This is a genomic window from Paenibacillus massiliensis subsp. panacisoli DSM 21345 (genome assembly GCF_000426545.1).
In the GTDB taxonomy this organism is placed as follows: Bacteria; Bacillota; Bacilli; order Paenibacillales; family Paenibacillaceae; genus Paenibacillus; species Paenibacillus panacisoli.
This window is the reverse complement of record NZ_AUFO01000024.1, coordinates 1-23278: the sequence shown is the minus strand read 5'-3', so window position 1 is coordinate 23278 and position 23278 is coordinate 1. Positions and strand designations below refer to the sequence as shown.

Sequence of the window (23278 nt, the reverse complement as noted above, 5' to 3'; positions counted from 1 at the left end):
TGCTGTGACTTTTGTTTTTATCCAACGTATAGCACCGCCAGAATCATTGCTGCAATGTACTGTGGTTGTCAGTTGGATGGTATGTTCAAGGTTTCACCGGTTCAACGGTAGCTGCCTGCCCTGAATCCATACCTCCTCAAGCGCAAGCTGAGGGGACAAGCGTAGTATATCTGCCTGCTTACCCTGTTCCAGCGAACCGACACGATCTGCCATGCCGATGGAACGTGCCGGGTTCAGACTGGCAGTCAGCGAAGCCTCGACCAGACTCATGCCAGCTTCTTCAATGAGAAAGCGGAAGCCGCGGATCATGGTTAAGGTGCTACCAGCAAGGGTGATCCCATCCTCGAGGCGTGCGACACCATCCTTCACTACGACGGGCAGATCACCGAGGGTATAGTTCCCGTCATGAAGCCCTGCCGCAGACATGGCATCCGTAATGAGTATCAGATTATGCTCCTGCTTCAGTCTGGCAAGTAAAGCGACCGCTGCCGGATGAACGTGAATCCCATCGGCTATGACCTCCGCTTCAATCCGATCATCCCCGAGCACCGCTCCAGCCGCTCCAGGCTTCCGATGATGCAGTGGAGTCATAGCATTGAACGTATGCACGGCGTGGCGTAGTCCAGCCTTGACCGCTCGCTGAACCTCTTCATACGTGGCATCGGTATGTCCGAGTGCTGGGGTAATTCCTTGCTGACTCAGCCAGGCTATCAGCTCCAGTGCACCTGCCTGCTCTGGAGCCAATGTGAGCTGACGGATCAAGTCAGGATATTGCGTGACCCATGATCGTGCCCATTCGAGATTTGGCAGGGCAATATGCTCTGGGTTCTGTGCTCCTGGCCACTTGGGACTGAGAAAGGGTCCTTCCAGATGGACGCCAAGCAATTGAGCGTATGGCATATCCTGTTGGATATAGGCATGCACTTCTGCCAGTACACGCTCGATGCTCTTGCGAGGAGCTGTCATGGTCGTAGCTAGCATAGAAGTCGTCCCCTGTGAGGCATGAAAGGAAGTAATGGTATCGAGTACCTTTTTGTTAGCGTCCATAAAGTCTTCTCCGTTACCTCCATGGACATGAATATCTATAAATCCAGGTACCAGGTAGCCATGCGAGCCAGATGCTATCGCTTGATCAGAAGACATTCCTGCTGTCGATGCTAGAGTGGAGGCGACATCCTTCCATTGGGCTGGGATGTTCTCCATAGTGCCTACATATTGCAGAACTCCATCCTGTATGACCAGCGCACCGTCATGGATAATGCCTGTCGGAGTAACGACAGCGCCATACATAACCTGCGGCTTAGACTCTTGCCCCCTCATGGCAGCTGACTCCCTGCTTCACGATCAAGCAGAACAACGACATACGGATGGCATTGCAGCAGTGATGCCGGACATGCAGTCGTGATCGGCCCGGTGAATGCTCGGCGAATAATGTCCGCCTTATCTGCACCGCGTGCAATCAGCAGGATTTGGCGCGCCTTCATGATGGAAGCAACCCCCATCGTAATGGCTTGACGTGGGACATCATCAATCGAGTCGAAGAAGCGTGCGTTGGCCGTGCGTGTCTGCTCATCCAGCTCGACGACGTGTGTACCACCAATCAGACTCTCAGCAGGCTCATTGAAGCCGATATGGCCGTTGTGTCCGATGCCTAGTAGTTGAAGATCTACTGGCCCTCGATCATCAATGAGTCGATCATAAGCAGCGCATTCTGCCTGTAGATCAGGAGCATTTCCATTCGGCACACGCGTATTGGCGATTGGGATGTTAACCTCGTCAAAAAGGTGCTTGTTCATGAAGCTGCGGTAGCTCTCGGGGTGGTCAGAAGATAATCCGACATATTCATCAAGGTTCACTGTGGATACCTGAGCAAAGCTGATCAGATCCCTGCGGTACATCGCGGTTAAATGGCGATAAATGCCTACCGGTGAGCTTCCGGTTGCAAGGCCGAGGGTGGCACGGGGCTTGGTCTGAAGGAGGCTTGCAATGATGCCTGCTCCTGCTGCATTTAGGTCATCCTCGTGTTCAAAAATTCGAATATTCATCCTTCATTCGCCTCCCTGATGTTTACGAGTCTTCTGTACGTTGCGGTAGGAATGCTCCAGTCTTGGAATGTAGTGGTCAAAGCCAGCGCTCACCATACCTGTAAACAAAATATCAATCACATGCAGCTGCGCAATACGCGAAGCCATATCACCCCTGCGCATTCCTTCCTCCAGCGAGGATGAGAACAGCGGAAAGTCCGCAATTCGGGCAAGTGTATTGCTACCGTAAGAGGTGAGCGATAGCGTAGCTGCCCCGTTTTCCTTTGCGACACGCAGTGCGTCAATCGTCTCGGGGGTCTCACCGGAATAAGATACAGCGAGCGCTACATCTCCTGACCCGAGTGTCGAGGCTGAAGTGATCTGCATATGGGAGTCGGCAAAAGCTGTGCTGTTCTTGCCGATGCGTACCAGCTTCTGATAGAAATCCTGAGCCACAATGGAGGAGGTTGCCATTCCATACAGGTCAATGCGATTAGCTCGACATAGCAGCTCCACGGCCTTTTCCAGTCGTTCCATATCTAGCAGCCTGGTTGTATCTGAAATGGAGGCCAGATGATTGGCGGCGATTGCTTCTACGATTCGGGATAGGGGATTGCCTGCTACAATATCCTGATAGGCCGTCTCCTGAGCGGGCTGAGAGATCTCGGCAGCCAGCTTCATTTTGAAATCGGGAAAGCCTTTGAAATGGAACGCTTTGCAAAAACGTGTCACCGTTGCGGGACTTGTCCCGCTCTGTAATGCCAGTTGGTTAATCGTCCAGCCTGGAACTTCGGAGGGAGTATGCAAAATAATCTCCGCAATCCGGCGCTCCTGTGGGGGGAGACCCTCCAATGTCTGCTGCAGCACATGTAGTATGGCTGTCATGTAGAAACTCCTCTGAAAATTATTTTTATTAATTATAAATAAATTTAGAAAATTATTTTTACATCTTGATTGTAATCAATCATTTATAGTAAAGCAAGTGGATTCTGGTCCATAGCCACAAAAAAACATAATGAACAGGTGTGTAATATTACACAAAGTCCCCAGGTTCATTTACTATGGATTACGTGGATACCAGCAGCAAAGGAGATATCTGGCTATGAATCGACGACAACGTCAGAAGTACATTCCCTCACTCTGGATTATTGCGGAGAAAAAGCACACACATGGCTCGTATTTTGCATTGTATGCCATCGATTGGAAGCGTGGAGGGCGATTAAGCTGGGAGGGATGGCAGCGGCTTGAGGATCTGCTACAGTTTCGCATTCCATTGAAGCGCGGAGCAGGAGGCAGGAAGCTGCGCTACCAGCCTGGTTCGAAGATCGTCCCCAAAGCACTCCACCTGAGACTGGACGAGTCACAGTATGATGAACTAGAGAGACTCTTTTATCAACCCTTCTCCCCAAAACGCTGGAGGGAGTTCATTCGAGCAAACAACTGCCCATTTTTGCAGTAAAACTGAACCAACACCCTTCACCTAACATAAAATGTGTTGACTGTATCCCTTAACCTTGTTACACCACATAAACCCGAGCAAGGAGGGGTGAATCTTGAAGGGCAGCGACCACAAAAGCAAATTTTTGCTGACTCACCGTGAACGTGAAGTATTCGAATTGCTGGTACAAGACAAGACAACGCGGGATATTGCAGGGCAGCTATTCATTAGCGAGAAAACGGTGAGAAACCATATCTCGAACGTAATGCAAAAATTGAATGTTAAGGGGCGTTCACAAGCGGTCGTAGAACTGATCAAGCTTGGAGAACTGAAAATCTAACGTACTTACGCTCCTGCGGGTGCATAACCTTCTTGATTATCCTTCTGCAGAAGGATGGGAGAGAGGGTTTTTGTGCGGTATTCCTTTTCGTTGCTATTATTCAGTCAAATCCTGGTGAGAATTAGAGACCAACAACAAAAACACGGAGCTCTTGGCTCCGTGTTGGAACGTTCCTTGCGAACTATTCTTCCCTGATTTGCCTGATATTCCGATTCATTAAATGACGGACAATCCGGCTATAGATCTTTTTTTTGAGCGGACCCAGCTGTTGTTGATGAGCGGAGAAAAAGGCGTCTGGACTCTTGTAGGTTCCGAAATCCTGAACAATTCCTTCTTTTTGTACATAGGTGTCATTTTCATTCCAATGGATGGGCGGGTTCTGAAAATTGTCTGTAGCAACGCCATAGCCACAAAAGGAGCCTGTACATTGCTGGAATTTTTGCTGAAGCTTGGTGAGATAAGGAAGGTCCAGAATGAAGCCCTCGATATTCAACCACTTGTCCTCATACCATACTTCCACCCAGCTATGCAGAATTTCCTGGGGCGACAGTCTATAATACCAGCCCTTTATTGCGCCTTTTTGCAGCTGTTTATGGATGGTGAATCCATGCATACGACAAGGAATGCCGAGAGCTCTTAGCAGTGCCATAAAAAGTACACCTTTGGTATTGCATTGACCATAGCTGTCTTGCAGTACTTCGGAGGCTGGAATATCATCGGATCGATTATAGCCAAAGACGATCTCGTCGCGGACGTAATTATATACGGCAAGAATCTGATCCTTCACAGGTAGACAATCCCACTGCCGACTGCGGATTAGGCCTTGAATCGTCGGGTGAGTGTAGTCAAGTAATACGGTATCCGTTAGATATGAACTCATTACAAGCACCTCCTTGCGCTAATTGTATAGCTAATGCAGGCAGGAAACTTGCAAAAAGACGCTATCTTTGCGAATATCCTTGGCCGTCATACCTAGCAATTTCTTGCTTGTGGCGGCTAAATGCGATGGACTATCGAATCCCGCTGCCATAGCGGCATCTGTAATACGGAGTCCCTGGAAGATCAGATAAGAGGCCTTTTGAAGCTTGTGGAGCAGAATATACCCACTCAGCGATATCCCCGTATTTTCTTTAAAGAGATGTGACAGCCTACTGTTGGACAAGCCGATCTGGCGAGCAAAATTACTGATTGAGTGATCGGAGTCCGTACAAGCTTTTATTAGCTGAATAAGCTCTATAATTCGGGGGTCCGTAATGACAGGTTGCTTGTAGTCCATATGAAAATGCTGCAAGAGGTTCTCCAGAAATGAGACATACCCTCCGGTATCCTTAATATGGAGTGATGCACTGTGTATAAATGGGACGACATCGTCAATTATATCTGCTGGAAATAGCGCATACGGCTGACTGCCCATATAGCGCTTGAAGCTTGCCGCCATTGTAGATGTACTATCCATAAGCAGCAGTAGCAAAGGCTGGCCCATTCCGTGCAAGCGATGCGTAACATTGGAATTAATGATGACCCCGCTGGAAGATATATGTTGTCCCTCAATGTCCATGTCAAACGGAGCTTCTAAGGCGATGGTAACTTGAATAAAAGAGTGCTTATGCACATCCGCATCAATGGTATCGGATAATATAAGGATGTGATGCTCAGCTCCGTATAAAATCATCTGCAAGTGAATTGTTGGACATGATCATTATAATCATGCTTCAGATACAGGGTTCCAGACTCACCGATAGCGAGCACACCCGCATAATAGTGTCCCATAATGCCAATACATAGACATTTCTCTTGAGCATGACGAAGGATACTCTGATAGTCCTGGCCTTGGCTGAAAATATCAGCTGCTTCGATGTTCAGCCTGAAGTCAAAATCAAAATAGTTATCGCCGCCTTCCTCATAACAGAACTGGATGTTCGGCTCCAGATTGGCATAGCTCGCAATGAACTGGTAGGAAGCTGGTGTCAACTCTACGAATCTTGAGCTAGCCATCTCTTTATATGCTGTAATGTCTACTGTGCGACCTTCATACCAGCCTGCAACTTTTAGAAACATTTCATACTGCTCATGTCTGGGAAGTGATTTTACATACATTATCTATTCTCCTTAACGTCTGCTGCCATACTCTTGCTCCTTACCAATCTCGTTCGCGAAGAGCTTCTTCCAGATCAATATCAATGGCGAAGAATTGAAGCACATCTCTCACAGATACAGCAATGCTATCCCGCGCAACAGTCTCAATCTCGCTCTCATGTTCCCAGAACAGCTCCTGAATATCGTTAATGGTACTCGTCATCTGGTCGAGCTTCTCTTGAATGGCTTCAAGGTCCTTAGTGTCGGTCTCCAGAAAATGAACCAGGCTAACTATTTCATCCTTGATCTTGTCTACCAGAAAATCGGGATAATAACTGCTGCTATACATGTCTGTTAGAAGCTTGAACTTTGGCTTTGCATTCAATGGACTGTGCCTCCTTAGTGAATTGAAAGTGCTTATTGAGCTAGATCATGTCTTAGCCTATACGGCTATTCTTGAATACGAATGATTCATGGTATGTGATGCTCTACATTAGGTACTACAAGTTGCGAATGTGTGCCTCTACGGATCTACATCACTACGCATTAACCTTATGCATTAACATCCGTAATGGCAGGCACATGAATTTCTTTGACGCAAGCGACCTTGGACAGGCTGACAATGCATTTCACGATGGAGACGATATCTTGTACGGGAATCCGTGTCCCATCATATTCTGCAATCGCCTTGTCCGGCCCATCCTCGAACGGAATCTCTGCGGCCAACTCTCCGGGATTGACGCAGGTGACTGCGATGTTGTCCTTGCGAACATGCTCCCGCAATGCATTCGCAATACCGCGCAGGCCGAACTTGGAAGCCACGAAGGACACTTGGGCATTATTAGTATGATCCAGCCCGGCTGTCGAACCAATCATGATGATTTTGCCAGCCTCAGAATGTCGTACATTAGGCAATAATGCCTGGATACAGGTAATCGTCGCGGTGATGTTCACCTGGATAATATTCGATATCTCAGCAGGAGTATCTAGGTCAAAGCTATAGTGCTCCTCGAAGCCTTCCTTTTCCCAGATACCCACGTTATAGATGAGTACATCAATGGTCTCGCCTTGCAGAGCATCGGACACGGCCTGTGCAGCGTTTGGTTGCCCCAGATCGGCGGCAATCCATCTTCTATTGACGCCATCCGCAAGCTCCATACTGCTTGGCTTATTTCTGGAGACGATCCATACTTGATCCCCCTGATCAGGCAGTCCTTTCACAAAGGCATCGCCCAACCCCTTGCTTGCACCAAAAATAATATAGTTTCTCATATGTTCTCCTTCATTGCTAAACAGTTTGATATATCATTTCATTTCCTTCATTATCGTACGTTCTACCATTACATCTGTCTTTCGAGCTCCTTCACTATGGAATGCTCTTGTCCAGTCGTTCCTTCATGCTGACGAGTTGATGAGCGAACCTCTGCTTAATGTAATAAGGATGAATATCAAGCAAATAAGGCCCGAATTGATGACAATATTGGAGTAGGAAATCGATCTCAGAAGGTTCGATCCAGCCAGTGATCAAGCTTTGTCCATCCTGTCCATTCTTCTTCTCAAGCGACATATTGGGATAATGAGAACGCTCGTAGATGGGTTCGCCTTCTGTAGCAATGGTAATAATGTAATCCATCGCCTGATCACTCTTGCGCACCAACTGGAAGTGATTGGTCAGATCCAGATCCTGCAGCCACTTCAGAGGTAGATCGTCAAGTACAGTCAATTGGATGATCCGGTCACAACGGAACAGCCTGTATTCCTGTTTGTCGAGGTCCCATGACGGACAGTACCATTTACCATACTTGGCGAGCATGCCTATGGGCTGGATGCGCCGTTTGGTGTGCTTGTGCGCGGTCTGATATACGATGCTTACTACAGACGGCTTCAGAATCGCTCGAAGAATGGGCTCCAGCATAGGGCAATCGTCAGCTAGCTTCACAGTACCAAATGAAATACGAGAGTTCAACTGCTCCAGTGTACTCCTGATATTCGGCGATACCGAATCCAGAAATTTAGAACGTATGGCACCATATTCGGCTTGGAAGGGTATAGCCCCTAGCAGCTCCATACTCTTCATAGAGAAGAACAGGGCGTAGGCCTCCTGTGGAGAAAAAGTCACGGGGGGCAGCTTATAGGTGTCCAGAATAGTGTAGCCACCGTAGCGGCCCATTTCCGAGTATAAGGGCACACCGATATCTTCAAGGGCTTTGACGTAGCGGAGGGCGGTGCTTTTGGAAATGCTGAATTCTGTCATTAGATCCTGCAGTGTGAAGCGATCTTTTTTGTAGGCATAATTCATGATCCTGTATATGTTTTCGTATTTTTTCATAGTCTCCACCAATGGTGTCTAATTTTGATACCTTTCGTGATTATAGTATACATAGATCACACGTAACATCATACATGAATAAAGGAGTGACATTATGAGCTACGAGGTAGTTACATTTTTATCGATGAATGGAAGAGCGGCAGAGGCTATTGAATTTTATACGCGTCATCTTCAGGCCAAGGTCATCTTCAAGGTGACCTATGAAGAGATGAAGAGAATGGAACCGACTCTGGTGGTGAAGGAAGGAACAGAGCAGTGGGTATCCCATTCCATACTGGAGGTTGGGGTGCATAAGCTTATGCTAGCGGAGGAGACGATGCTCCCTCAATCAAGCTACCAAGCAGGAAATCATATTTCCCTGTGTATTCAATCTGCAGATCGGCAGGAGATCGAAGGCATGTATCATTCACTGCTTCAGGAATCGAGAACCGAGGTGATCCGACCTTTGGGCGAGATCGTCTTCAGCGAGGCCTATGGGATTGTACAAGATCCATTCGGTATTCTGATTCAATTGATGTACGACAAGCGTCTGGCCAAGTAACCGGGGCAAAAATGGAGCATGACAGAGAAGAGCCTCACCAGTCCACTGATGTGGACCGGGAGGCTCTTCGTTGTAAGTGATTGACTGTGCTAGAACATACGTCAGGTGTAGCGTATTTATCCAGGCACGTTCGTCTAGTATTCTATCTAGCGTACTCAGGACATCCTTAAATGCGGAACCTACCCGCAAGCTCCTGTAGCTGCTCTGCCAGGCGAGTCAGGTCTGCAGCGGAGGAACCAATCTCCTCCATGGAAGCCAGCTGCTGCTGGGCTGCGGCAGAGACAGTCTCTGTATGGGCTGCAGCCTCCTGCGCCAGATGGGTCACTTCGGTCATCGTAAGCACGACATCTTCAGCCCCGTGGGATATCTCCTGCACAGCGCCGGATACCGACTCCAGCTGCTTCGCAGCCTTCATGACGCTTCTGCGAATGCGAGAGAAGGAGCGGCCTGACGAGTCAATGGACAGAATACCTTCTCCGACGCGTTCCTTCACGGTCTGCATTGCTTGCAGGGCTTCAGTGACCTGCTGCTGGATGCCCGCGATCTGCTCGTTAATCTGTCCAGCGGAAGCGGACGAGTTCTCAGCCAGCTGGCGAACCTCGGAGGCCACGACGGCAAAGCCTTTACCATGCTCACCAGCTCTTGCGGCTTCAATGGAAGCATTGAGAGACAACAAGTTGGTCTGTCTTGCAATGTCCGCCATCAGTGTGACAATGGTACCAATGTGCACAGAGCGTTCGTTAAGTGCAGCGATAATAGTATCGAGCTCCTCGACAATGGAACGGATGCCATCCACGTGGACTACGCTGTGACCAATCTGCTCGCTACCATTGTCAGACGCGGTAATGCTCTGCTCGGTGAACTCCGCCATTTGCGCTACAAGATTAGTCATGGAAGTCATCTGCTCTGCAATGCCCTGTAGGCTCTCCTGACCGTGCTGGACCTTGTCGGCCTGCTTCTCACTGCCTGAGGCTACATCCTGGATTGCTACAGTTACATGCTCAATGGCACGCGTAGTCTGCTCTGCACCTGCCGCAAGCTCCTGAGAAGAGGCAGACAGATTCGAGGTTAGATCCTGGATGCTCACTACCATTGAGCGGAGATTGTGTACCATGGTTCCGAAATAACTAGCTAATAAGCCGATTTCATCCCGACTGGTGATTGTTGTCTGCTGTGTCAGATCTCCATTGCTGACCTGCTCAGCCACCTGTCTGAGTCGTTGCAGTGGCTTCAGCATCGAGTGAATCAACCAGTAGGAAAGCAGGCCAATGACCACAGTAGACACACCAAGCACGATGAAGGTCGCATAGGTAATTGGTGCGATGGCCTGTGAGATTTCGGAAATCTGCAGTACCCCTGCAATTTTCCAGCCTGTTAACTCGTTAGTTATATACTTCATGCGTTCAGCGGCTCCTGCGTCATCAATATGATCGAATTGACCGGAGGCATCCTTGAACAACCCATCGCTGAGATCCGTCTCCGCCACTTCTCCAGCAGGCTGTGTAGGATGACTGATAATCTGTTTGCTGCCATCAAGGATTAGTATGTATCCATGATCACCGACCTTCATGTTGGTCAGCTCCTGCAATGCCGTCAGATTCAGAGACATACCCAGGACCCCGTTTCCATCAGCAAGCACGCGTGAGATGAACACGACAGGGATGTTCTCGGTATTCAAGGACACGGATGAGATTATCGTCTCACCGGGCTTGTTCATGGCATCCTTGTACCAGGCTCTTTCTCGCGGATCATAGGGCTCCGAGGAGTTACGCTCCAGACCTCGCACCATGATGCCATCTTTCGTACCTACGAAAATATTCGTAACCTCTGCATGAGTGGATAGATACAGCTGAAGTTCATGTAGCAGCTCGGAATCCTCGGGATTGGCTGTCATATCGGTGCTCAAGATGCCAGCATAAAAATCAATATCTTTTACCTTGGTACTAATCGTCTGGGTAGTGATCATGTCGGCAGCTGAGATGCTGGACTGGGCCCCCGACATCAACTCGGCTTCAATTTTGTCAGCGGCCACTTCATAAGCTATTATGCTAACTAATAAAGCTGGGATCACCATACAGATTAGAAATGATCCGAGCAATTTTCTGCGCAAAGTAAAAAAGCCTAACTTCATATGTCTCTCCTCCGTTGTCTGTTTCTGTTCTAGTATTGGGAATTGTTTAACAGCTTACATGAATATATATCGGGCGAAGGGCTAAAAGTAATGAGAGAGAATTTGTAAAAGTATGGAATTTGGACGCCCAGATCAGAAATGTAAAAAATAAATCAAAATCGTCAAGCCACGGTTTTTGCCACATTAAGGTTAAAATAAGGGATAGCATTGATGTTTTCATATCTTTATAGTACATTAGCAGTGAATCCAAAGGAGGCTCTTCATGTACGCAAACAGACAAGAGGATACTTTATACATCATGACCTACACATTAAACAGTGGCATTAAGGGCACTGTGCCTTTGTCTAATCAGCAGATCCAGGAGTGGATGAATTGTTACAAGAGTGGAACGAAGTTCGTCACCGAGATTGGAAAAGAATTTTTCGGCCTGCACGCAGACTTGGTTGCTGATTTCAAAGTACATAATTCTTCTTCCAGCTATCAGGAAGTAATCACGCCTGTCCAACAGCAACAGACAGACAGCAATTTGAAGCAGCTATCGAACGCCTACAAAGAAACAGAGATTTTGATCAAAATTGACTGCAAGTGCGGTACCGCATATGTAACAGAGTCCCCATTCAAGCGAACCAAGTGGTACTGTACCAAATGTAAGGAGATCGTGTTCCTGGATTCAAAGAAGGGAATGGTAGAAACTTCACGTGGCGAAGCATACTATATGACCAATAAATATTTCGTGGAAAGAGAAACAACCGGCTGAGCGCCGGTTGTTTTTTTTGTTCTATAATTCAGGCTTGCAGCGAACGAATGTATTCGACGATCGTCAACAGACCTTTATCGAAGTTCTCCAGATTGAAATGCTCGTTCGGTGCGTGCAGATTCTCATCTGGCAGACCGAAGCCCATCAGTACAACTGGTGCGGACAAAGCCCGTGCGAAGGTCTCAACGATGGGAATGGAGCCACCATCCTTGGTGAAGATGGCCCGTCTGCCGTAGACCCGTTCGAACGCATCTGCCGCCTGCTGCAGGAAAGGCTGATCCGGATCAATGTTGAAAGCACGGGCCTTCTCCTTCTGGCGAACATCAATGCGAGCACCAGTAGGTACATGAGCATTCAAATGCCGCTCAATCTTGTCCAGGATGTCCTGTGGGTCCTGATTCGCTACCAGTCGGCAGGTAATCTTTGCATGAGCCTCCTTAGGAATGACCGTCTTGCTGCCTTCGCCCTGGAAGCCACCGTATACACCATTCAGCTCCAGAGTTGGACGTACACCGACACGCTCCACGAAGTTAAAGCCCTCTTCGCCATAGAGACTCTCCAGACCCAGACCCTGGCGTAGCTTCTCTTCATCCAGATCCATCTTCTCCAGCTCCGTCTTCATGGCTGGGGAGAGAGGCTCAACGTCATCATAGAAGCCATCCACACCGACACGTCCTTGCTCATCATGCAGGGTAGCTAATAGCGTGACCATGGCATGAAGTGCGTTCGGCACTCCACCACCATAGCTGCCGGAATGTAGATCTGTATTGGCTGTGTGCAGGGACAGCTCCATGGAGCAAAGTCCGCGCAGCCCTGTGCAGATCGCTGGTTTGCCTTTCTCAATCAGGGAGGTATCGGAGACCAGCACTGCATCCGCAGACAGCTTGGTTGCAGCTTCTGAAGTGTTGAGGAATTTTAACAGATTAGGGCTACCAATCTCTTCTTCACCCTCTATGCAGAACTTGATATTGACCGGAAGCTTGCCGTCTTCACGAAGAATGGCCTCGATCGCTTTGACGTGCATGAAGATCTGTCCCTTATCATCTGTTGCTCCGCGTGCATACAGCTTGCCATCACGTTCCGTCGGCTCGAACGGAGGTGTCTCCCATAGATGGAGCGGATCGACGGGCTGCACATCATAGTGCCCATAGACTAGCAAGGTGGGCTTCCCTGGGGCATGCAGATGATCCGCATATACGATGGGATGGCCAGCTGTCTCAATGATCTCGATATGCTCAAGACCTGCTGCCTTCAGGTGATCAGCCAGCCATGATGCTGCTCTGTTCACGTCTTGTTTGTGATTGCTTAGTGCAGAAATACTGGGGATGGTCAGCCATTCCTTCAGCTCTGACAGGTGCTGCTCCCGATGGTCTGCAAAATATGTAGTATAGATGTTGGAACTCATCTACTTAGGACCTCCTTCAATCTTTTCTTTCCATAATCTGTCCCTGTCTATTGTACACGTTTTGAAGGTAAAACGGAAAGAACGACACAAAAGGTTCTTCTGCGCAGGTCAGAGTGTATTGCAGACCCGGAGAAGAACCTTCTTTGGTGAAGCTTGATCATCGTCTCAATCAAATTCCTGTGACGCTATCTATCCTGCTGTTCTCTATTCATTTGAATCAATGCGGAACTTCTCGACCTGTGTACGTAACTGCTCTGCCAGGTGTGTCAGATCCGCAGCAGACGAGCCGATCTCTTCCATAGAAGCCAGCTGCTGCTGAGCTGCTGCAGAGACGGTCTCGGTATTTGCGGCTGCCTCTTGGGCCAGACGAGAGATGTCAGCCATGGCTTCAGCTGCCCTATTGGCTCCTGCTGTTACCTCCTCGGAGGAACGTGTGATGGTATCCAGCTGCTCGGCTGTCTTGGCTACATTCCGACGAATACGAGAGAAGGAGCGTCCTGACAGATCAATGGACGCAATCCCCTCCTGAACTCTTGCCTTCACCGTGTCCATGGATTGAAGAGCTTGGTTCACGCTTTCCTGAATGCTGGAGATCTGATCCCGAATCTGCTGCGCAGATGCAGAGGAGTTCGCCGCGAGCTTGCCGACTTCCGTAGCTACTACGGCAAAGCCCTTGCCTTGCTCTCCAGCTCGTGCCGCTTCAATGGAGGCATTCAAGGCCAGCAGGTTGGTCTGCTTGGCAATCTCGGAGATCAATGTGATGATACTGCCGATGTGCCCGGAACGTTCATTTAGCGTGTTGATTACGCTATCCAGCTCCTCGACGATGGCTTGAATGCCGTCAATGTGCATGATACTGGTCCCGATATGCTCACTACCCTGATCCGAGGCCACGATAGCTTGCTCAGATAGCTCGGACATCTGGATAATCAGCTCGGTCATCGCGTGTGACTTGCCAGCAATGACTTGCATGCTGTCCTGACCTTCCTGCACCCGCATGGCTTGCTGCTCTGTTCCTGAAGCCACATCCTGCATGGCTACCGTGACATGCTCTATCGCACTCGTTGTCTGCTGAGCGCCAGCTGCCAGCTGCTGGGCGGAGGAGGACAGATTGACGGTCATGTCCTGAATGCCGCCTACCATACCTCTCAGATTGTCCACCATAGTCTGGAAGTGACTGGCGAGCACGCCTACTTCATCGCGGCTATCAATCCGGACCTGGCTAGCCAGGTCTCCCTGACTGATGCTCTCGGCAGACCGACCGAGACGATGGAGTGGTCGCAACAGGGAACGGACGATAATGACCGCAGCCACACCAACCAGCAAGGCCGATACGACCATTACAATGACAATGAAGTTCAAGAGCGGCCTTACAGCTGCCTGAATCTCGGCGGTGTCAAGGCTTCCGGCGATCTTCCAGCCAGACAGCTCATTCGTCGTAAAGCTCATCTCTCTACTGCTATCAGCGTCTGTGTAGGAGAATAGCCCCTCTGAGGCACCAAACAATTGATCAACCCATGCACCTTCCGGCTGGTCTGCACTGGCCAGTGTCGGGTGTACAACAACCTTATGCGTGTTATCCAAAATCAGGACGTAGCCCTCTTGCCCAATCTTCATGTTCGTCATGGCTTGCAGTGCGCTAAGATCCAGGGATAGTCCCACAACGCCACTTCCATCTGGTAATGTTCGGGAAATGAACACGACAGGGACCTGCTGCGAATTCAGCTCTACAGGCGTCATAACGGTCTGACCAGGATTGCTCATCGCGAGCTTGTACCATGGTCTCTCACGAGGGTCATAATTGCTGGAGGTAAGGGGACGTCCTGGCGCAATCCGACCATCTGGAGTAGCCAGATACATGTTCAGAACGTCACCATGTGTATTCAAATATGTATCCAGTACATTAAGAATACCGGAGTCTTCCGGCTCCATAGTCATGTCTGGACTGAACACGGTTGCATAATATTCAATGTCTTTCATCTTAACGCTAAGTGTCTGGGTGACAGCCATATCGGCTGCATTAGTGCCTGCTTGTGCACTATTCAATAACTCACTACGAATCTGATCTCCAGCAGCCAGATATGAGAACACACCAATGATAGACGTGGGGACAAGCAAGCAAAAAAGAAATGCTGCGATTAATTTTTTTCGAAGCGTCAAGAATCCAAGTTTCATTCCAATCCCCCGGCTTTCTGCACGAACTGCACCCATCGGTTAATGGAGCATCTGCTTGATATAACGCATGCTGCGGGCTTTTACATGAAATCCCGCAGCATGCTGATACTATATATATCGGCCAATTCCGGGGGAAAAGAGAGAGGGGATTCTAAGGAAATAACTTGAAGCTTAGAATAGGCTCATCTGCTCCGGGTCTTCTCCATCCTCAGGTGCTAGACGAACTGGCAGGGGCTTCGGATTCATGCCCAGTAGCGTCATCAACTGCTTAGCGTTAGCCGCAGCGTGCCCACCTGAGTTGTTGTTGAAGATGACGCATACTTCCTTGCACTGCTGCTGCAGCTCCAGAATGATGTGCTTCCAGTCGGTGAGCTCCTGCTCATTATAATTATAGAGGTATCGTACCTCACGCCAGTTAGGAGCATCACTCTGATTCCAGCCGCTGACATTGCGTCCATGCAGCCTGACGAGTGTCAGCTCCGGGTGAGTGGCCTTAGGGACGATGGGGATCGATCCCAATCCGGCCTGCGGCTCGTCACACACACTATGCCTCCACTGCTCACGGGATAGGAAGGCCAGTGTCCGTTCACAGAATTCGTCCGCGTACCAGCTCTGATGACGGAACTCGACGATACAGGGAATATCCTTCATCCGACTACGGGTATCACGTAGAATCTGTACATTTTCAAAGGTGCAATCGAACCATGGTGGGTATTGGAACAAGACTGCCTTGAGCTTGCCTACCTCTACCATGGGGGCTATGGACTGCAAGAAGGCGTGATACATATCCTCTTCGGAGGTGAAGTAGGGTATCTTGCCCCGTGTATGTCCGGTCATTCCCTGATACGCCTTCACGATGAAGGAGAAGCCCTCTGGCGTCTCCGCCGCCCATTTTGCCATTCGTTCCGCTGGCTGTACTGCATAGAAGGAGCTGTCCAATTCAACGATGGGAAAATGCGTCCCGTACACATAGAGCTTGGCTGAGGGCTTGGTGCCGTAGGGTTCTAGGCTTTCGTGGTCCCCCCATCCGGTTAATCCGACATGAATCATTCGTAGCACCTCATTAGTCATGAATTATGCAACATGTAATTATTGTAGCATGTGATACAATATCAGAGAATTTTACAGGCCAAATGGAACGTCAGTAGCTAGATAGACTTGTATTTGGGGGGATAGAAATCATGACAGAATGGTATAAGGACAGCTTCGGAGAAGATTATCTGATTGTATATAAGCATCGCGATGTAGCCGGAGCGAACCGTGAGGTCCATCGAATGATATCCTGGCTGGACCTTCCGAAGGGAGCCCGTGTGCTGGATCTGTGCTGTGGCATGGGAAGACACTCCATCGTGCTTGCCCAGATGGGCTATAAGGTGACAGGTGTCGACCTGTCCAAGGTACTTTTGCAAGAAGCATCTCATCTTGATAAACAGGAACAGGTAGAGTGGGTATGTGCAGATATGAGAAATCTTCCATTAGAAGGCGGATATGATGCGGTAGTGAACCTCTTTACCTCGTTCGGGTATTTCCGGGATGATCAGGAGCAGGAGAAGGTATTGCATGAGATTCGCCGAATATTGAAGCCAGACGGGCGATTCATCATTGATTATATGAACTCGTCCTATGTCATTCGTCATTTGGTGCCGCATTCTGTCCGATCTATAGAGGGGCTGGAGATTGAAGAGCACCGCAAGGTGGAGGACGGATATGTCAGTAAGCAGATCACGCTGCGGCCCATGAAGGATGGTCAAGGGGACGTGCGGACTCACCAAGAGCGTGTCAAGCTGTACACCTATGATGAATTCATGCAGATGCTGCAGGAGGCAGGGCTTCATGTTCAGCAAGTGCATGGGAGCTATCAGGAGGACAAATATGATGAGCAGAATTCTCCTCGCATGATCTTTGTAGGTTACCGGAAGGAGTAGTACGGAGGAGTAGCTACATAGAAGCTATACATAGTTACCCTAGTCCACTTGGAAATAGAGTTCAAGTCAATCGTACATTTCTCATGTTTCTAGTAATTCAATCAAGTGAAATGGCGACAAAGACAAGCTGGTGCCAAAAGAAGGAGTGTTGGACCTCATGAAATTACCAGAACTTACTTATTGGGATGAGGATGATCTGATTCAGGCGAAAATAACGATGGCTTTCCCCCTACGCTGGGTGAATAGTTATATTCTTCGAGACAGAGAGGGTGTGACTATTATCGATCCTGGTCCCCACACGGAGCTGGCTGAGCAGGAGTGGAAGTGGCTGCTTGAGCAGTTATCCCTGTCCTTTAAGCAGATTAAAGGTATTGTGGCGACTCACCATCATCCTGATCATTATGGAATGACAGGCTGGCTGCAGGAGCGAAGTGGTGCCCCTGTCTACATGTCCCAAAGAAGTCAGGAGGAAGCGAGGAGAATGTGGGGAGCCTCTGCGAACATGGTTCAACAGCTGCCTGGGCTGTATGCCAGACATGGCATGACAGCGACGTGGCTCGAGGCTCTGCCTGCACATATGCAGGAGGGGGAGCAGCAAGTGACGCCCCAACCGGAAGTAACCCTGCTGGATGAGCGGCAGAGCTTCAACATGGGAGGTCAATGCTGGCAGATGATCCAGACCGGCGGACATGCTGCTGGCCATCTGTCCTTTTATCAGCCGGAGCGGCGTACGATGCTATGTGGAGATGCGGTGCTACCGCAGATTTCACCCAATATCAGCTATGTGCCAGGTGGTGAGACGAATCCTTTACAGCAGTATATGGACGGGCTAAGGGAGCTCGGAAAGTATGAGGTAACGAAGGCCTACCCAGGCCATAGGAACCCTTTTTCTAATTTTCAAGATCGAACGTGGATCTTGCTATCCCATCATGAGGAGCGGCTGAACCGCTTGGAGGAGTTGCTCGTTGCAGGACCGACTACAGCCTTCCAGCTCTGCATTCAGCTGTTCAGTCAGAAGCTGACACCTCATCAGATGCGCTTCGCCATGTCAGAGACACTGGCGCATCTGTTCGAGTTGATTCGGCGTGGGCGGGCAACGCAAAAAGGGGGAGAAGAGGCGGAGGAGGTACTGTTCCACCACTCAACGTCCCCGTGGTCAGTCAACTCGTAGCTTGATCGAATCTGAGGTCGGATGGATGGTCTGGAGAGCATCGTCGTTAGCGGAAATCGGGGAAGCCCTAGAGATACGGAGTGCCTACCTTTAAGCTTGCTGCTCATCAGTTTTGGAGCCTTGGTCGACAGAACAGCAAGCTTAAGTGATTGACAGGGCTCTCCGCCTGTAGCCTCTATACACCTACAAGCGAATCTGACGAAGCTACTGCTTACTACTCATGAATAAATTTATTATGAGAACTTTAAAGGGAGCGGGAAAAGACATGGAAGCTATCCCGCTTCTCCCAGCCGTGGGACAGCCAGAAGCGCTCTCCCTGCTCGTTGCCGCTAATGACGAAGATGTGGCATTTATCAATGCCTTCCTGTCGTAGGGCCTGCAAGGCGTGCTCGACCAAATGCTCACCGATGCCGCGCCCTCGCCAAGCAGAGTCGACCGCCAGATGATACAAGAAGCCACGGCGTCCATCATGCCCGGCGAGCACGGTTCCTGCTATACCATTGCCGATATCACATACGAAGCTGCAGCCGGGGTTGTGATTCAGATAACGCTCAATCTGCTCTCGTGAATCTGCCTCGCTGACAGCTAATCCCTCCATATGCTCCCACAGGCTGAACGCCTGTTCATAATCCTCTATTGTCATGGGACGAATGCTCCATGAGACCTTCGTGTCACTTTTGCCACTCACGCCACTCATGCTATTCATTCCACTCACGTTACTTGGCTTACTCAATAGTACCCTCTCACTCTCCATTTCAACTAAGTCCCTCTGTCTACCGGTACATTTCCCAACGTTATTAATCATCCTTCAGCGAGCGGACTTATATCTTACCGCCCATAGAGTTCATTCGATCGGGATGTGATTAAGGAGCGATGCTGTCTCCGAGTGTATCTTCACCAAGCTCCCGCTCCCGCTCTGCTTGCTTGCGGTGGGCAATGCGACTGCTTGCGGAGGCGGCAATCGCGCCAACGATATCGTCCAGGAAGGTATGAATCGGGAGGCTCGACTTATCGTTCAGACGCTCCAGCACCCCTGGCTTCAGCTTGTCCACGTATCCATAGTTCGTGAAGCCGATGCTTCCGTATACATTGACGATGGAAAAGGCGAGAATCTCATCTACTCCATACAAGCCTTCATCATTCTCAATCATTTCCTGAAGGGGGGAAATCAAGGCACCTTGCTCTGCAAGTATATCGAGCTGAATGCCAGTCAGTACAGCATTCTGCACCTCTCGCTTGGCCAGTACCTGCTCGACATTGTGAATGCATTCCTCCATCGTAAGGTTGGGGTAGTACTTTTGCTGGAGCAGCATGACCAGCTCTGCAATTTCACTAATCATGACGCCGCGCTTGTGCAGCCACTCTCGGGTAGCATCGGCGACCTTCTTGCTGTTCAGACTATACGGAACTTTTTCTTCCTTCATCATGAAGCACCCTCTCTTAGCCGTTCTTGTCGTATGATTATTTCCTGAATCAGATATTTCTAGCGAGCTATGCATGACGAATTTACTGGTTATTTTTTGCATACAGGCTCGTATACATATTAGTACAATCTCCAGCCTGTTCACAATGCTTGCTATGGTTCGTTTACGGGAAGATCGCTTATGGTAAGTCCGTAATCGGTAGGGCGTGGGCAAGGCTGTAACTACTAGGTTTAGGGGAGGGCTAACACTCATGAAGGGTAAAAGAGCCATTAGATTAGTTCCGGCTGTTGGCGTGCTTATGGTGCCATTGCTGCTGGCTGGATGCGGTCTATTCGATTCTTCGGCACAGTCCATTGATCCACCGCCAGCCTCGGTGGAAGAAGCGATGCTGAAGGCAGCATCAGGAGAGAGCGTACCGACTGGAGATCGTCTGGAGGCCGTCTATTTGTCGGATCAGAACGGCCTGCTAGCTCCTGTATCACTTCCGATTGCACCTGGAGATTCGGCAGCGAATGCGAAAACTTCACTTGAAATGCTCGTTAAAGGCGGACCATTCTCAGGCATCATTCCGGAGGGCTTTCAGGGAATTCTCCCGCAGGGGACCGAGGTGGAAAGCGTAAGTATTGATCAGGATAGCAAGGTTGCTGTGGTGGAATTCAACTCCTCGTTCCTTGACTATCCCGCGCAGGATGAACGCAAAATACTGGAAGCCCTGACATGGACTTTAACGGAGCGTCCGGATGTACAGAGTGTGCAAATATGGGTGGATGGCCGCAAGCTGAATGAGATGCCAGTCAATGGAACACCGACCGACCGTCTGTTGACAAGGGCTTTGGGGATTAATCTGGAGCTTGGAAACGGAGTGTCTGCGATGTCTTCAAGCCCTGTAACGGTCTATTTCTCCGCTGCTTCCCCTGCAGGCGTGGCCTACTATGTGCCTGTTACGAGGCTCGTTCAGTCTGGTCCTGACAAGCTAAGCTCTGCACTGACTGAGCTTATTCATGGTCCTCAGTCCAAGCAAGGACTCAATCAGGTGCTGACTGGCCAGACGAAGCTGGAATCCGTCAAGAAGACAGAGGATGGGGTGGTCAGTGTCGCGATTACAGACGATATGTTCGAGCATGGCGAGATCGTCCCAGCGGAATTCCTGCAATCCATCGTGCTTACCGCAGCAGATAATGCCGGTGGAACAGCGAAGATCCGCATTGAGCTGAATGGGCAAAAGACAGTCATGGGCGAGGATAATCAAAATTACGGTTTACCTGTGGCAAGGCCTGAACATATTAATGAAATTCCAATCTAGAGCGATCACGGAGCGTTCCTGTTTTTGGATTTTTACAATTCCTCTGTTAGAATAGAGTGAACATGCAGGACGCAAACGATGTAGGAGGAAAACATGAGATCTAATGGACGCAGCAACAGTGATGAGCTAAGGCCAATGAAGTTGACCACAGGTGTGAACAAATATGCGGAAGGCTCCGTATATATTGAAATGGGAGATACGAAGGTGATGTGTACTGCCAGTGTAGAAGAGCGGGTACCTCCCTTCATGAAGGGGCAAGGCAAGGGCTGGATCAATGCAGAATATTCGATGCTGCCTAGAGCAACACACACCCGTAACCAGCGTGAGGCAGCTCGCGGCAAGCTGGGAGGACGCACGATGGAGATTCAGCGTCTGATCGGCAGAGCACTACGCTCAGTCGTCGACTTACAGGCGCTTGGGGAGCGCACAATCACGTTGGACTGTGATGTTATACAGGCAGATGGCGGTACGAGAACCACTTCCATTACAGGTGCCTTTGTGGCGCTGTCCATCGCTGTCGATAAGATTGCGCAGCAGCACAAGCTTCAGGTATTTCCGATTACGGACTTCCTGGCCTCAGTGAGCGTGGGGGTAGCCGGCGGTAACACAGTACTTGATCTTAATTATGATGAGGATTCCAAAGCGAAGGTCGATATGAATCTGGTCATGACGGGTAGCGGCAAATTCGTAGAGCTGCAAGGCACTGGAGAGGACAGCCCATTCGATCGCAAGGAGCTGGAAGAGATGCTGACGCTCGGCGAGAATGGCATTCTGCAGCTAATTGAGCGCCAGAAGGAAGTACTGGGGCCAATCGCACTGAAGATTGGGAGTCGCCAAGCCGGGGTGAATGCTTAATGAGCAGTCAGAAGGATATCGTTATTGTCGCCACGAAAAACAAGGGCAAGGTACGCGAGTTCGCCCATGCGCTGGCCCCTTTTAACAAAGAGGTTAAGAGCATGTTTGATTACCCGGATCTGCCTGAGGTGGTGGAGGATGGCGCGACTTTTTCTGATAATGCCCTGAAAAAGGCCAGAACAGTAGGGGATGCTCTGGGATTGCCAGTTCTTGCTGACGATTCGGGTCTTTGCGTGGACTTACTGGGTGGAGCGCCGGGTGTCTATTCTGCACGCTTTGCAGGGGAGGACGCCACGGATGAGGACAACATCGAGAAGCTGCTGGAGCAGCTGGAAGGAGCGCAACAGGGAGATGATACGGGACAACCGTTATTGAGCCCTGCTCGCTTCGTCTGCTCACTCGTACTGTATGATCCGCAGACAGGACGTACGCTGGAGGCTTCTGGAGAAGCCGAAGGCTGGATTACCACTGAGAGAGCAGGGAATGGCGGCTTCGGTTATGATCCTGTATTCTACGTGCCAGCCTACGAGAAGACTATGGCCGAGCTAACGATGGAGGAGAAGCAGTCGATCAGTCACCGAGGGGCAGCGCTGCGCTCTTTGGTACAGCAGTTGGGAAGTCACGAGCTGTAAGTACAGAGGATGGTTGGATCGGTTAGCCCTAGCGTATGGAACAGATTACATGTGAGTAAGAGCCGTTATCTGCTAACTCATGCGCTCCACAGATCACGAAGCATGATAACTAGGTAAGATCAAGGAGCCGGGATAATTACAGGATATCGTGAATAAATAAGCAGGCAGCTCTGAACTGCACCCCAATTGTTAGACACCATCTAACAGTTGGAGGTGCAGTTTTTTTGTCCAAATTTAATTTAGAATTAAAAAAAGAAGCAATCAATCAATATCTTTCGGGGTCTGCTGGGGCAAAGAGCATTGCCAAGGCTTTAGGCGTGAATCATGAAGTTTTGCGTATGTGGATTAAGCAATACGAATATCACGGTTTAAAAGCCTTTGAAAAAAGCTATACAGCCTACTCCATGCCATTTAAACTAGACGTACTCAACTATATGAATGAGAACGGGACGTCTCCAAATGAAGCTGCTGTGATCTTCAATATCTCTTCACCAGGGGTTATTCGAAGGTGGCGCAGTGAATTTAATGAATATGGTAGCGACGCCCTAATACCAAAGAAAAAGGGGCGTCGTATCATGTCAGATAAACAGAATAACGGATCTAATCAGAATAAGCCTGCGCAAGGATCAATTGAAGCATTACAGGCCGAACTAGAACGTTTGCGGATGGAAAACGCGTATCTAAAAAAGTTGAATGCCTTAGTTCAAAACAAGGAAAAATCACCAAACAAGACAAAGCGCAAGTAGTCTATG

24 protein-coding genes and 1 pseudogene are annotated in these 23278 nt (G+C 49.5%); 10 read left to right on the top strand and 15 right to left on the bottom strand.

What is annotated here, in order from left to right:
• Window positions 1-93 precede the first annotated feature (93 nt).
• The 3 genes from nagA to K331_RS0118845 are packed head-to-tail and all read right to left on the bottom strand — an operon-like array spanning window position 94 to window position 2909.
• The gene (gene nagA / locus K331_RS0118855; protein ID WP_028591525.1) at window positions 94-1320 is read right to left on the bottom strand and encodes an N-acetylglucosamine-6-phosphate deacetylase; all 1227 of its coding nucleotides are present in this window, start codon (window positions 1318-1320) and stop codon (window positions 94-96) included.
• The gene (gene nagB, locus K331_RS0118850) at window positions 1317-2045 is read right to left on the bottom strand and encodes a glucosamine-6-phosphate deaminase (protein WP_028591524.1); all 729 of its coding nucleotides are present in this window, start codon (window positions 2043-2045) and stop codon (window positions 1317-1319) included. The genes nagA and nagB overlap by 4 nt, the downstream gene beginning before the upstream one ends.
• Window positions 2046-2048: 3 nt before the next feature.
• Window positions 2049-2909, bottom strand: coding sequence for a MurR/RpiR family transcriptional regulator (locus tag K331_RS0118845; protein ID WP_028591523.1), 861 nt, complete (start codon window positions 2907-2909; stop codon window positions 2049-2051).
• 217 nt (window positions 2910-3126) lie between these two features.
• Here K331_RS0118845 and K331_RS0118840 point away from each other — a divergent pair, with 217 nt between their 5' ends.
• Together K331_RS0118840 and K331_RS0118835 are read left to right on the top strand one after the other, a co-directional pair.
• On the top strand, window positions 3127-3483 hold the full coding sequence (locus tag K331_RS0118840) for a hypothetical protein (protein WP_028591522.1): 357 nt from the start codon (window positions 3127-3129) through the stop codon (window positions 3481-3483).
• Window positions 3484-3577: 94 nt separating this feature from the next.
• Entirely contained in the window at window positions 3578-3802 is a 225-nt protein-coding gene (locus K331_RS0118835; protein WP_018885466.1) for a helix-turn-helix domain-containing protein, read from the top strand.
• A 181-nt stretch (window positions 3803-3983) separates the two neighbouring features.
• On the opposite strand, the gene K331_RS0118830 is transcribed toward K331_RS0118835, so the two are convergent.
• From K331_RS0118830 to K331_RS29915, 6 genes are all read right to left on the bottom strand, one after another.
• Entirely contained in the window at window positions 3984-4682 is a 699-nt protein-coding gene (locus K331_RS0118830) for a transglutaminase-like domain-containing protein (RefSeq protein WP_028591521.1), read from the bottom strand.
• Between the two features lie 30 nt (window positions 4683-4712).
• Window positions 4713-5360, bottom strand: coding sequence for a helix-turn-helix domain-containing protein (locus K331_RS29920; RefSeq protein WP_166653365.1), 648 nt, complete (start codon window positions 5358-5360; stop codon window positions 4713-4715).
• 110 nt (window positions 5361-5470) lie between these two features.
• Entirely contained in the window at window positions 5471-5899 is a 429-nt protein-coding gene (locus K331_RS0118820) for an SUKH-3 domain-containing protein (protein ID WP_028591520.1), read from the bottom strand.
• Window positions 5900-5939: 40 nt separating this feature from the next.
• Window positions 5940-6263 (bottom strand): DUF5713 family protein, encoded by a 324-nt coding sequence (locus tag K331_RS0118815; RefSeq protein WP_028591519.1) that lies wholly within the window; start codon window positions 6261-6263, stop codon window positions 5940-5942.
• Window positions 6264-6430: 167 nt separating this feature from the next.
• The gene (locus K331_RS0118810) at window positions 6431-7150 is read right to left on the bottom strand and encodes an SDR family NAD(P)-dependent oxidoreductase (protein WP_028591518.1); all 720 of its coding nucleotides are present in this window, start codon (window positions 7148-7150) and stop codon (window positions 6431-6433) included.
• Between the two features lie 94 nt (window positions 7151-7244).
• Window positions 7245-8207 (bottom strand): helix-turn-helix transcriptional regulator, encoded by a 963-nt coding sequence (locus tag K331_RS29915; protein WP_084165511.1) that lies wholly within the window; start codon window positions 8205-8207, stop codon window positions 7245-7247.
• Window positions 8208-8301: 94 nt separating this feature from the next.
• Here K331_RS29915 and K331_RS0118800 point away from each other — a divergent pair, with 94 nt between their 5' ends.
• A complete protein-coding gene (locus tag K331_RS0118800; RefSeq protein ID WP_028591517.1) occupies window positions 8302-8748 on the top strand; it encodes a VOC family protein in 447 nt (148 codons plus the stop codon).
• Window positions 8749-8914: 166 nt separating this feature from the next.
• Here the strand turns inward: K331_RS0118800 and K331_RS0118795 are convergent, their stop codons facing one another.
• Complete coding sequence (locus K331_RS0118795; RefSeq protein ID WP_028591516.1) at window positions 8915-10879, bottom strand: methyl-accepting chemotaxis protein; 1965 nt, start codon at window positions 10877-10879, stop codon at window positions 8915-8917.
• Window positions 10880-11141: 262 nt separating this feature from the next.
• On the opposite strand from K331_RS0118795, the gene K331_RS0118790 reads away from it, so the two are divergent.
• A complete protein-coding gene (locus tag K331_RS0118790) occupies window positions 11142-11636 on the top strand; it encodes a hypothetical protein (protein ID WP_028591515.1) in 495 nt (164 codons plus the stop codon).
• Between the two features lie 28 nt (window positions 11637-11664).
• On the opposite strand, the gene K331_RS0118785 is transcribed toward K331_RS0118790, so the two are convergent.
• The 3 genes from K331_RS0118785 to K331_RS0118775 all read right to left on the bottom strand — a co-directional run bounded on the left by K331_RS0118785 (window position 11665) and on the right by K331_RS0118775 (window position 16266).
• On the bottom strand, window positions 11665-13041 hold the full coding sequence (locus K331_RS0118785; RefSeq protein WP_028591514.1) for a dipeptidase: 1377 nt from the start codon (window positions 13039-13041) through the stop codon (window positions 11665-11667).
• A gap of 204 nt (window positions 13042-13245) precedes the next feature.
• Window positions 13246-15216, bottom strand: coding sequence for a methyl-accepting chemotaxis protein (locus K331_RS0118780; RefSeq protein ID WP_028591513.1), 1971 nt, complete (start codon window positions 15214-15216; stop codon window positions 13246-13248).
• A 171-nt stretch (window positions 15217-15387) separates the two neighbouring features.
• Window positions 15388-16266 (bottom strand): DUF72 domain-containing protein, encoded by an 879-nt coding sequence (locus K331_RS0118775; protein ID WP_028591512.1) that lies wholly within the window; start codon window positions 16264-16266, stop codon window positions 15388-15390.
• A 131-nt stretch (window positions 16267-16397) separates the two neighbouring features.
• On the opposite strand from K331_RS0118775, the gene K331_RS0118770 reads away from it, so the two are divergent.
• Window positions 16398-17141, top strand: a complete 744-nt coding sequence (locus tag K331_RS0118770) for a class I SAM-dependent methyltransferase (RefSeq protein WP_028591511.1) — start codon at window positions 16398-16400, stop codon at window positions 17139-17141.
• A gap of 157 nt (window positions 17142-17298) precedes the next feature.
• Window positions 17299-18312, top strand: coding sequence for an MBL fold metallo-hydrolase (locus K331_RS0118765; RefSeq protein ID WP_028591510.1), 1014 nt, complete (start codon window positions 17299-17301; stop codon window positions 18310-18312).
• Window positions 18313-18556: 244 nt separating this feature from the next.
• Here K331_RS0118765 and K331_RS0118760 read toward each other — a convergent pair whose 3' ends face one another.
• Window positions 18557-19009, bottom strand: a complete 453-nt coding sequence (locus K331_RS0118760; protein WP_051289924.1) for a GNAT family N-acetyltransferase — start codon at window positions 19007-19009, stop codon at window positions 18557-18559.
• 166 nt (window positions 19010-19175) lie between these two features.
• On the bottom strand, window positions 19176-19736 hold the full coding sequence (locus tag K331_RS0118755; protein WP_028591508.1) for a phosphatidylglycerophosphatase A family protein: 561 nt from the start codon (window positions 19734-19736) through the stop codon (window positions 19176-19178).
• Between the two features lie 250 nt (window positions 19737-19986).
• On the opposite strand from K331_RS0118755, the gene K331_RS0118750 reads away from it, so the two are divergent.
• The 4 genes and pseudogenes from K331_RS0118750 to K331_RS0118735 all read left to right on the top strand — a co-directional run.
• On the top strand, window positions 19987-21039 hold the full coding sequence (locus K331_RS0118750) for a GerMN domain-containing protein (RefSeq protein WP_028591507.1): 1053 nt from the start codon (window positions 19987-19989) through the stop codon (window positions 21037-21039).
• Between the two features lie 93 nt (window positions 21040-21132).
• Entirely contained in the window at window positions 21133-21894 is a 762-nt protein-coding gene (gene rph, locus K331_RS0118745; RefSeq protein ID WP_018885448.1) for a ribonuclease PH, read from the top strand.
• A complete protein-coding gene (locus K331_RS0118740; protein WP_028591506.1) occupies window positions 21894-22526 on the top strand; it encodes an XTP/dITP diphosphatase in 633 nt (210 codons plus the stop codon). The genes rph and K331_RS0118740 overlap by 1 nt, the downstream gene beginning before the upstream one ends.
• Before the next feature lie 224 nt (window positions 22527-22750).
• Window positions 22751-23278, top strand: a pseudogene (locus tag K331_RS0118735) (transposase); the annotation flags it as partial.

Excerpts from the sequence above, each read along its gene's own strand:
- nagA (WP_028591525.1), bottom strand. The coding sequence starts at position 1,320 with ATGAGGGGGCAAGAGTCTAAGCCGCAGGTTATGTATGGCGCTGTCGTT.
- nagB (WP_028591524.1), bottom strand. The coding sequence starts at position 2,045 with ATGAATATTCGAATTTTTGAACACGAGGATGACCTAAATGCAGCAGGA.
- K331_RS0118845 (WP_028591523.1), bottom strand. The coding sequence starts at position 2,909 with ATGACAGCCATACTACATGTGCTGCAGCAGACATTGGAGGGTCTCCCC.
- K331_RS0118840 (WP_028591522.1), top strand. The coding sequence starts at position 3,127 with ATGAATCGACGACAACGTCAGAAGTACATTCCCTCACTCTGGATTATT.
- K331_RS0118830 (WP_028591521.1), bottom strand. The coding sequence starts at position 4,682 with ATGAGTTCATATCTAACGGATACCGTATTACTTGACTACACTCACCCG.
- K331_RS29920 (WP_166653365.1), bottom strand. The coding sequence starts at position 5,360 with ATGGACATTGAGGGACAACATATATCTTCCAGCGGGGTCATCATTAAT.
- K331_RS0118820 (WP_028591520.1), bottom strand. The coding sequence starts at position 5,899 with ATGTATGTAAAATCACTTCCCAGACATGAGCAGTATGAAATGTTTCTA.
- K331_RS0118810 (WP_028591518.1), bottom strand. The coding sequence starts at position 7,150 with ATGAGAAACTATATTATTTTTGGTGCAAGCAAGGGGTTGGGCGATGCC.
- K331_RS29915 (WP_084165511.1), bottom strand. The coding sequence starts at position 8,207 with ATGAAAAAATACGAAAACATATACAGGATCATGAATTATGCCTACAAA.
- K331_RS0118800 (WP_028591517.1), top strand. The coding sequence starts at position 8,302 with ATGAGCTACGAGGTAGTTACATTTTTATCGATGAATGGAAGAGCGGCA.
- K331_RS0118795 (WP_028591516.1), bottom strand. The coding sequence starts at position 10,879 with ATGAAGTTAGGCTTTTTTACTTTGCGCAGAAAATTGCTCGGATCATTT.
- K331_RS0118790 (WP_028591515.1), top strand. The coding sequence starts at position 11,142 with ATGTACGCAAACAGACAAGAGGATACTTTATACATCATGACCTACACA.
- K331_RS0118785 (WP_028591514.1), bottom strand. The coding sequence starts at position 13,041 with ATGAGTTCCAACATCTATACTACATATTTTGCAGACCATCGGGAGCAG.
- K331_RS0118780 (WP_028591513.1), bottom strand. The coding sequence starts at position 15,216 with ATGAAACTTGGATTCTTGACGCTTCGAAAAAAATTAATCGCAGCATTT.
- K331_RS0118775 (WP_028591512.1), bottom strand. The coding sequence starts at position 16,266 with ATGATTCATGTCGGATTAACCGGATGGGGGGACCACGAAAGCCTAGAA.
- K331_RS0118770 (WP_028591511.1), top strand. The coding sequence starts at position 16,398 with ATGACAGAATGGTATAAGGACAGCTTCGGAGAAGATTATCTGATTGTA.
- K331_RS0118765 (WP_028591510.1), top strand. The coding sequence starts at position 17,299 with ATGAAATTACCAGAACTTACTTATTGGGATGAGGATGATCTGATTCAG.
- K331_RS0118760 (WP_051289924.1), bottom strand. The coding sequence starts at position 19,009 with ATGAGTGGCGTGAGTGGCAAAAGTGACACGAAGGTCTCATGGAGCATT.
- K331_RS0118755 (WP_028591508.1), bottom strand. The coding sequence starts at position 19,736 with ATGAAGGAAGAAAAAGTTCCGTATAGTCTGAACAGCAAGAAGGTCGCC.
- K331_RS0118750 (WP_028591507.1), top strand. The coding sequence starts at position 19,987 with ATGAAGGGTAAAAGAGCCATTAGATTAGTTCCGGCTGTTGGCGTGCTT.
- rph (WP_018885448.1), top strand. The coding sequence starts at position 21,133 with ATGAGATCTAATGGACGCAGCAACAGTGATGAGCTAAGGCCAATGAAG.
- K331_RS0118740 (WP_028591506.1), top strand. The coding sequence starts at position 21,894 with ATGAGCAGTCAGAAGGATATCGTTATTGTCGCCACGAAAAACAAGGGC.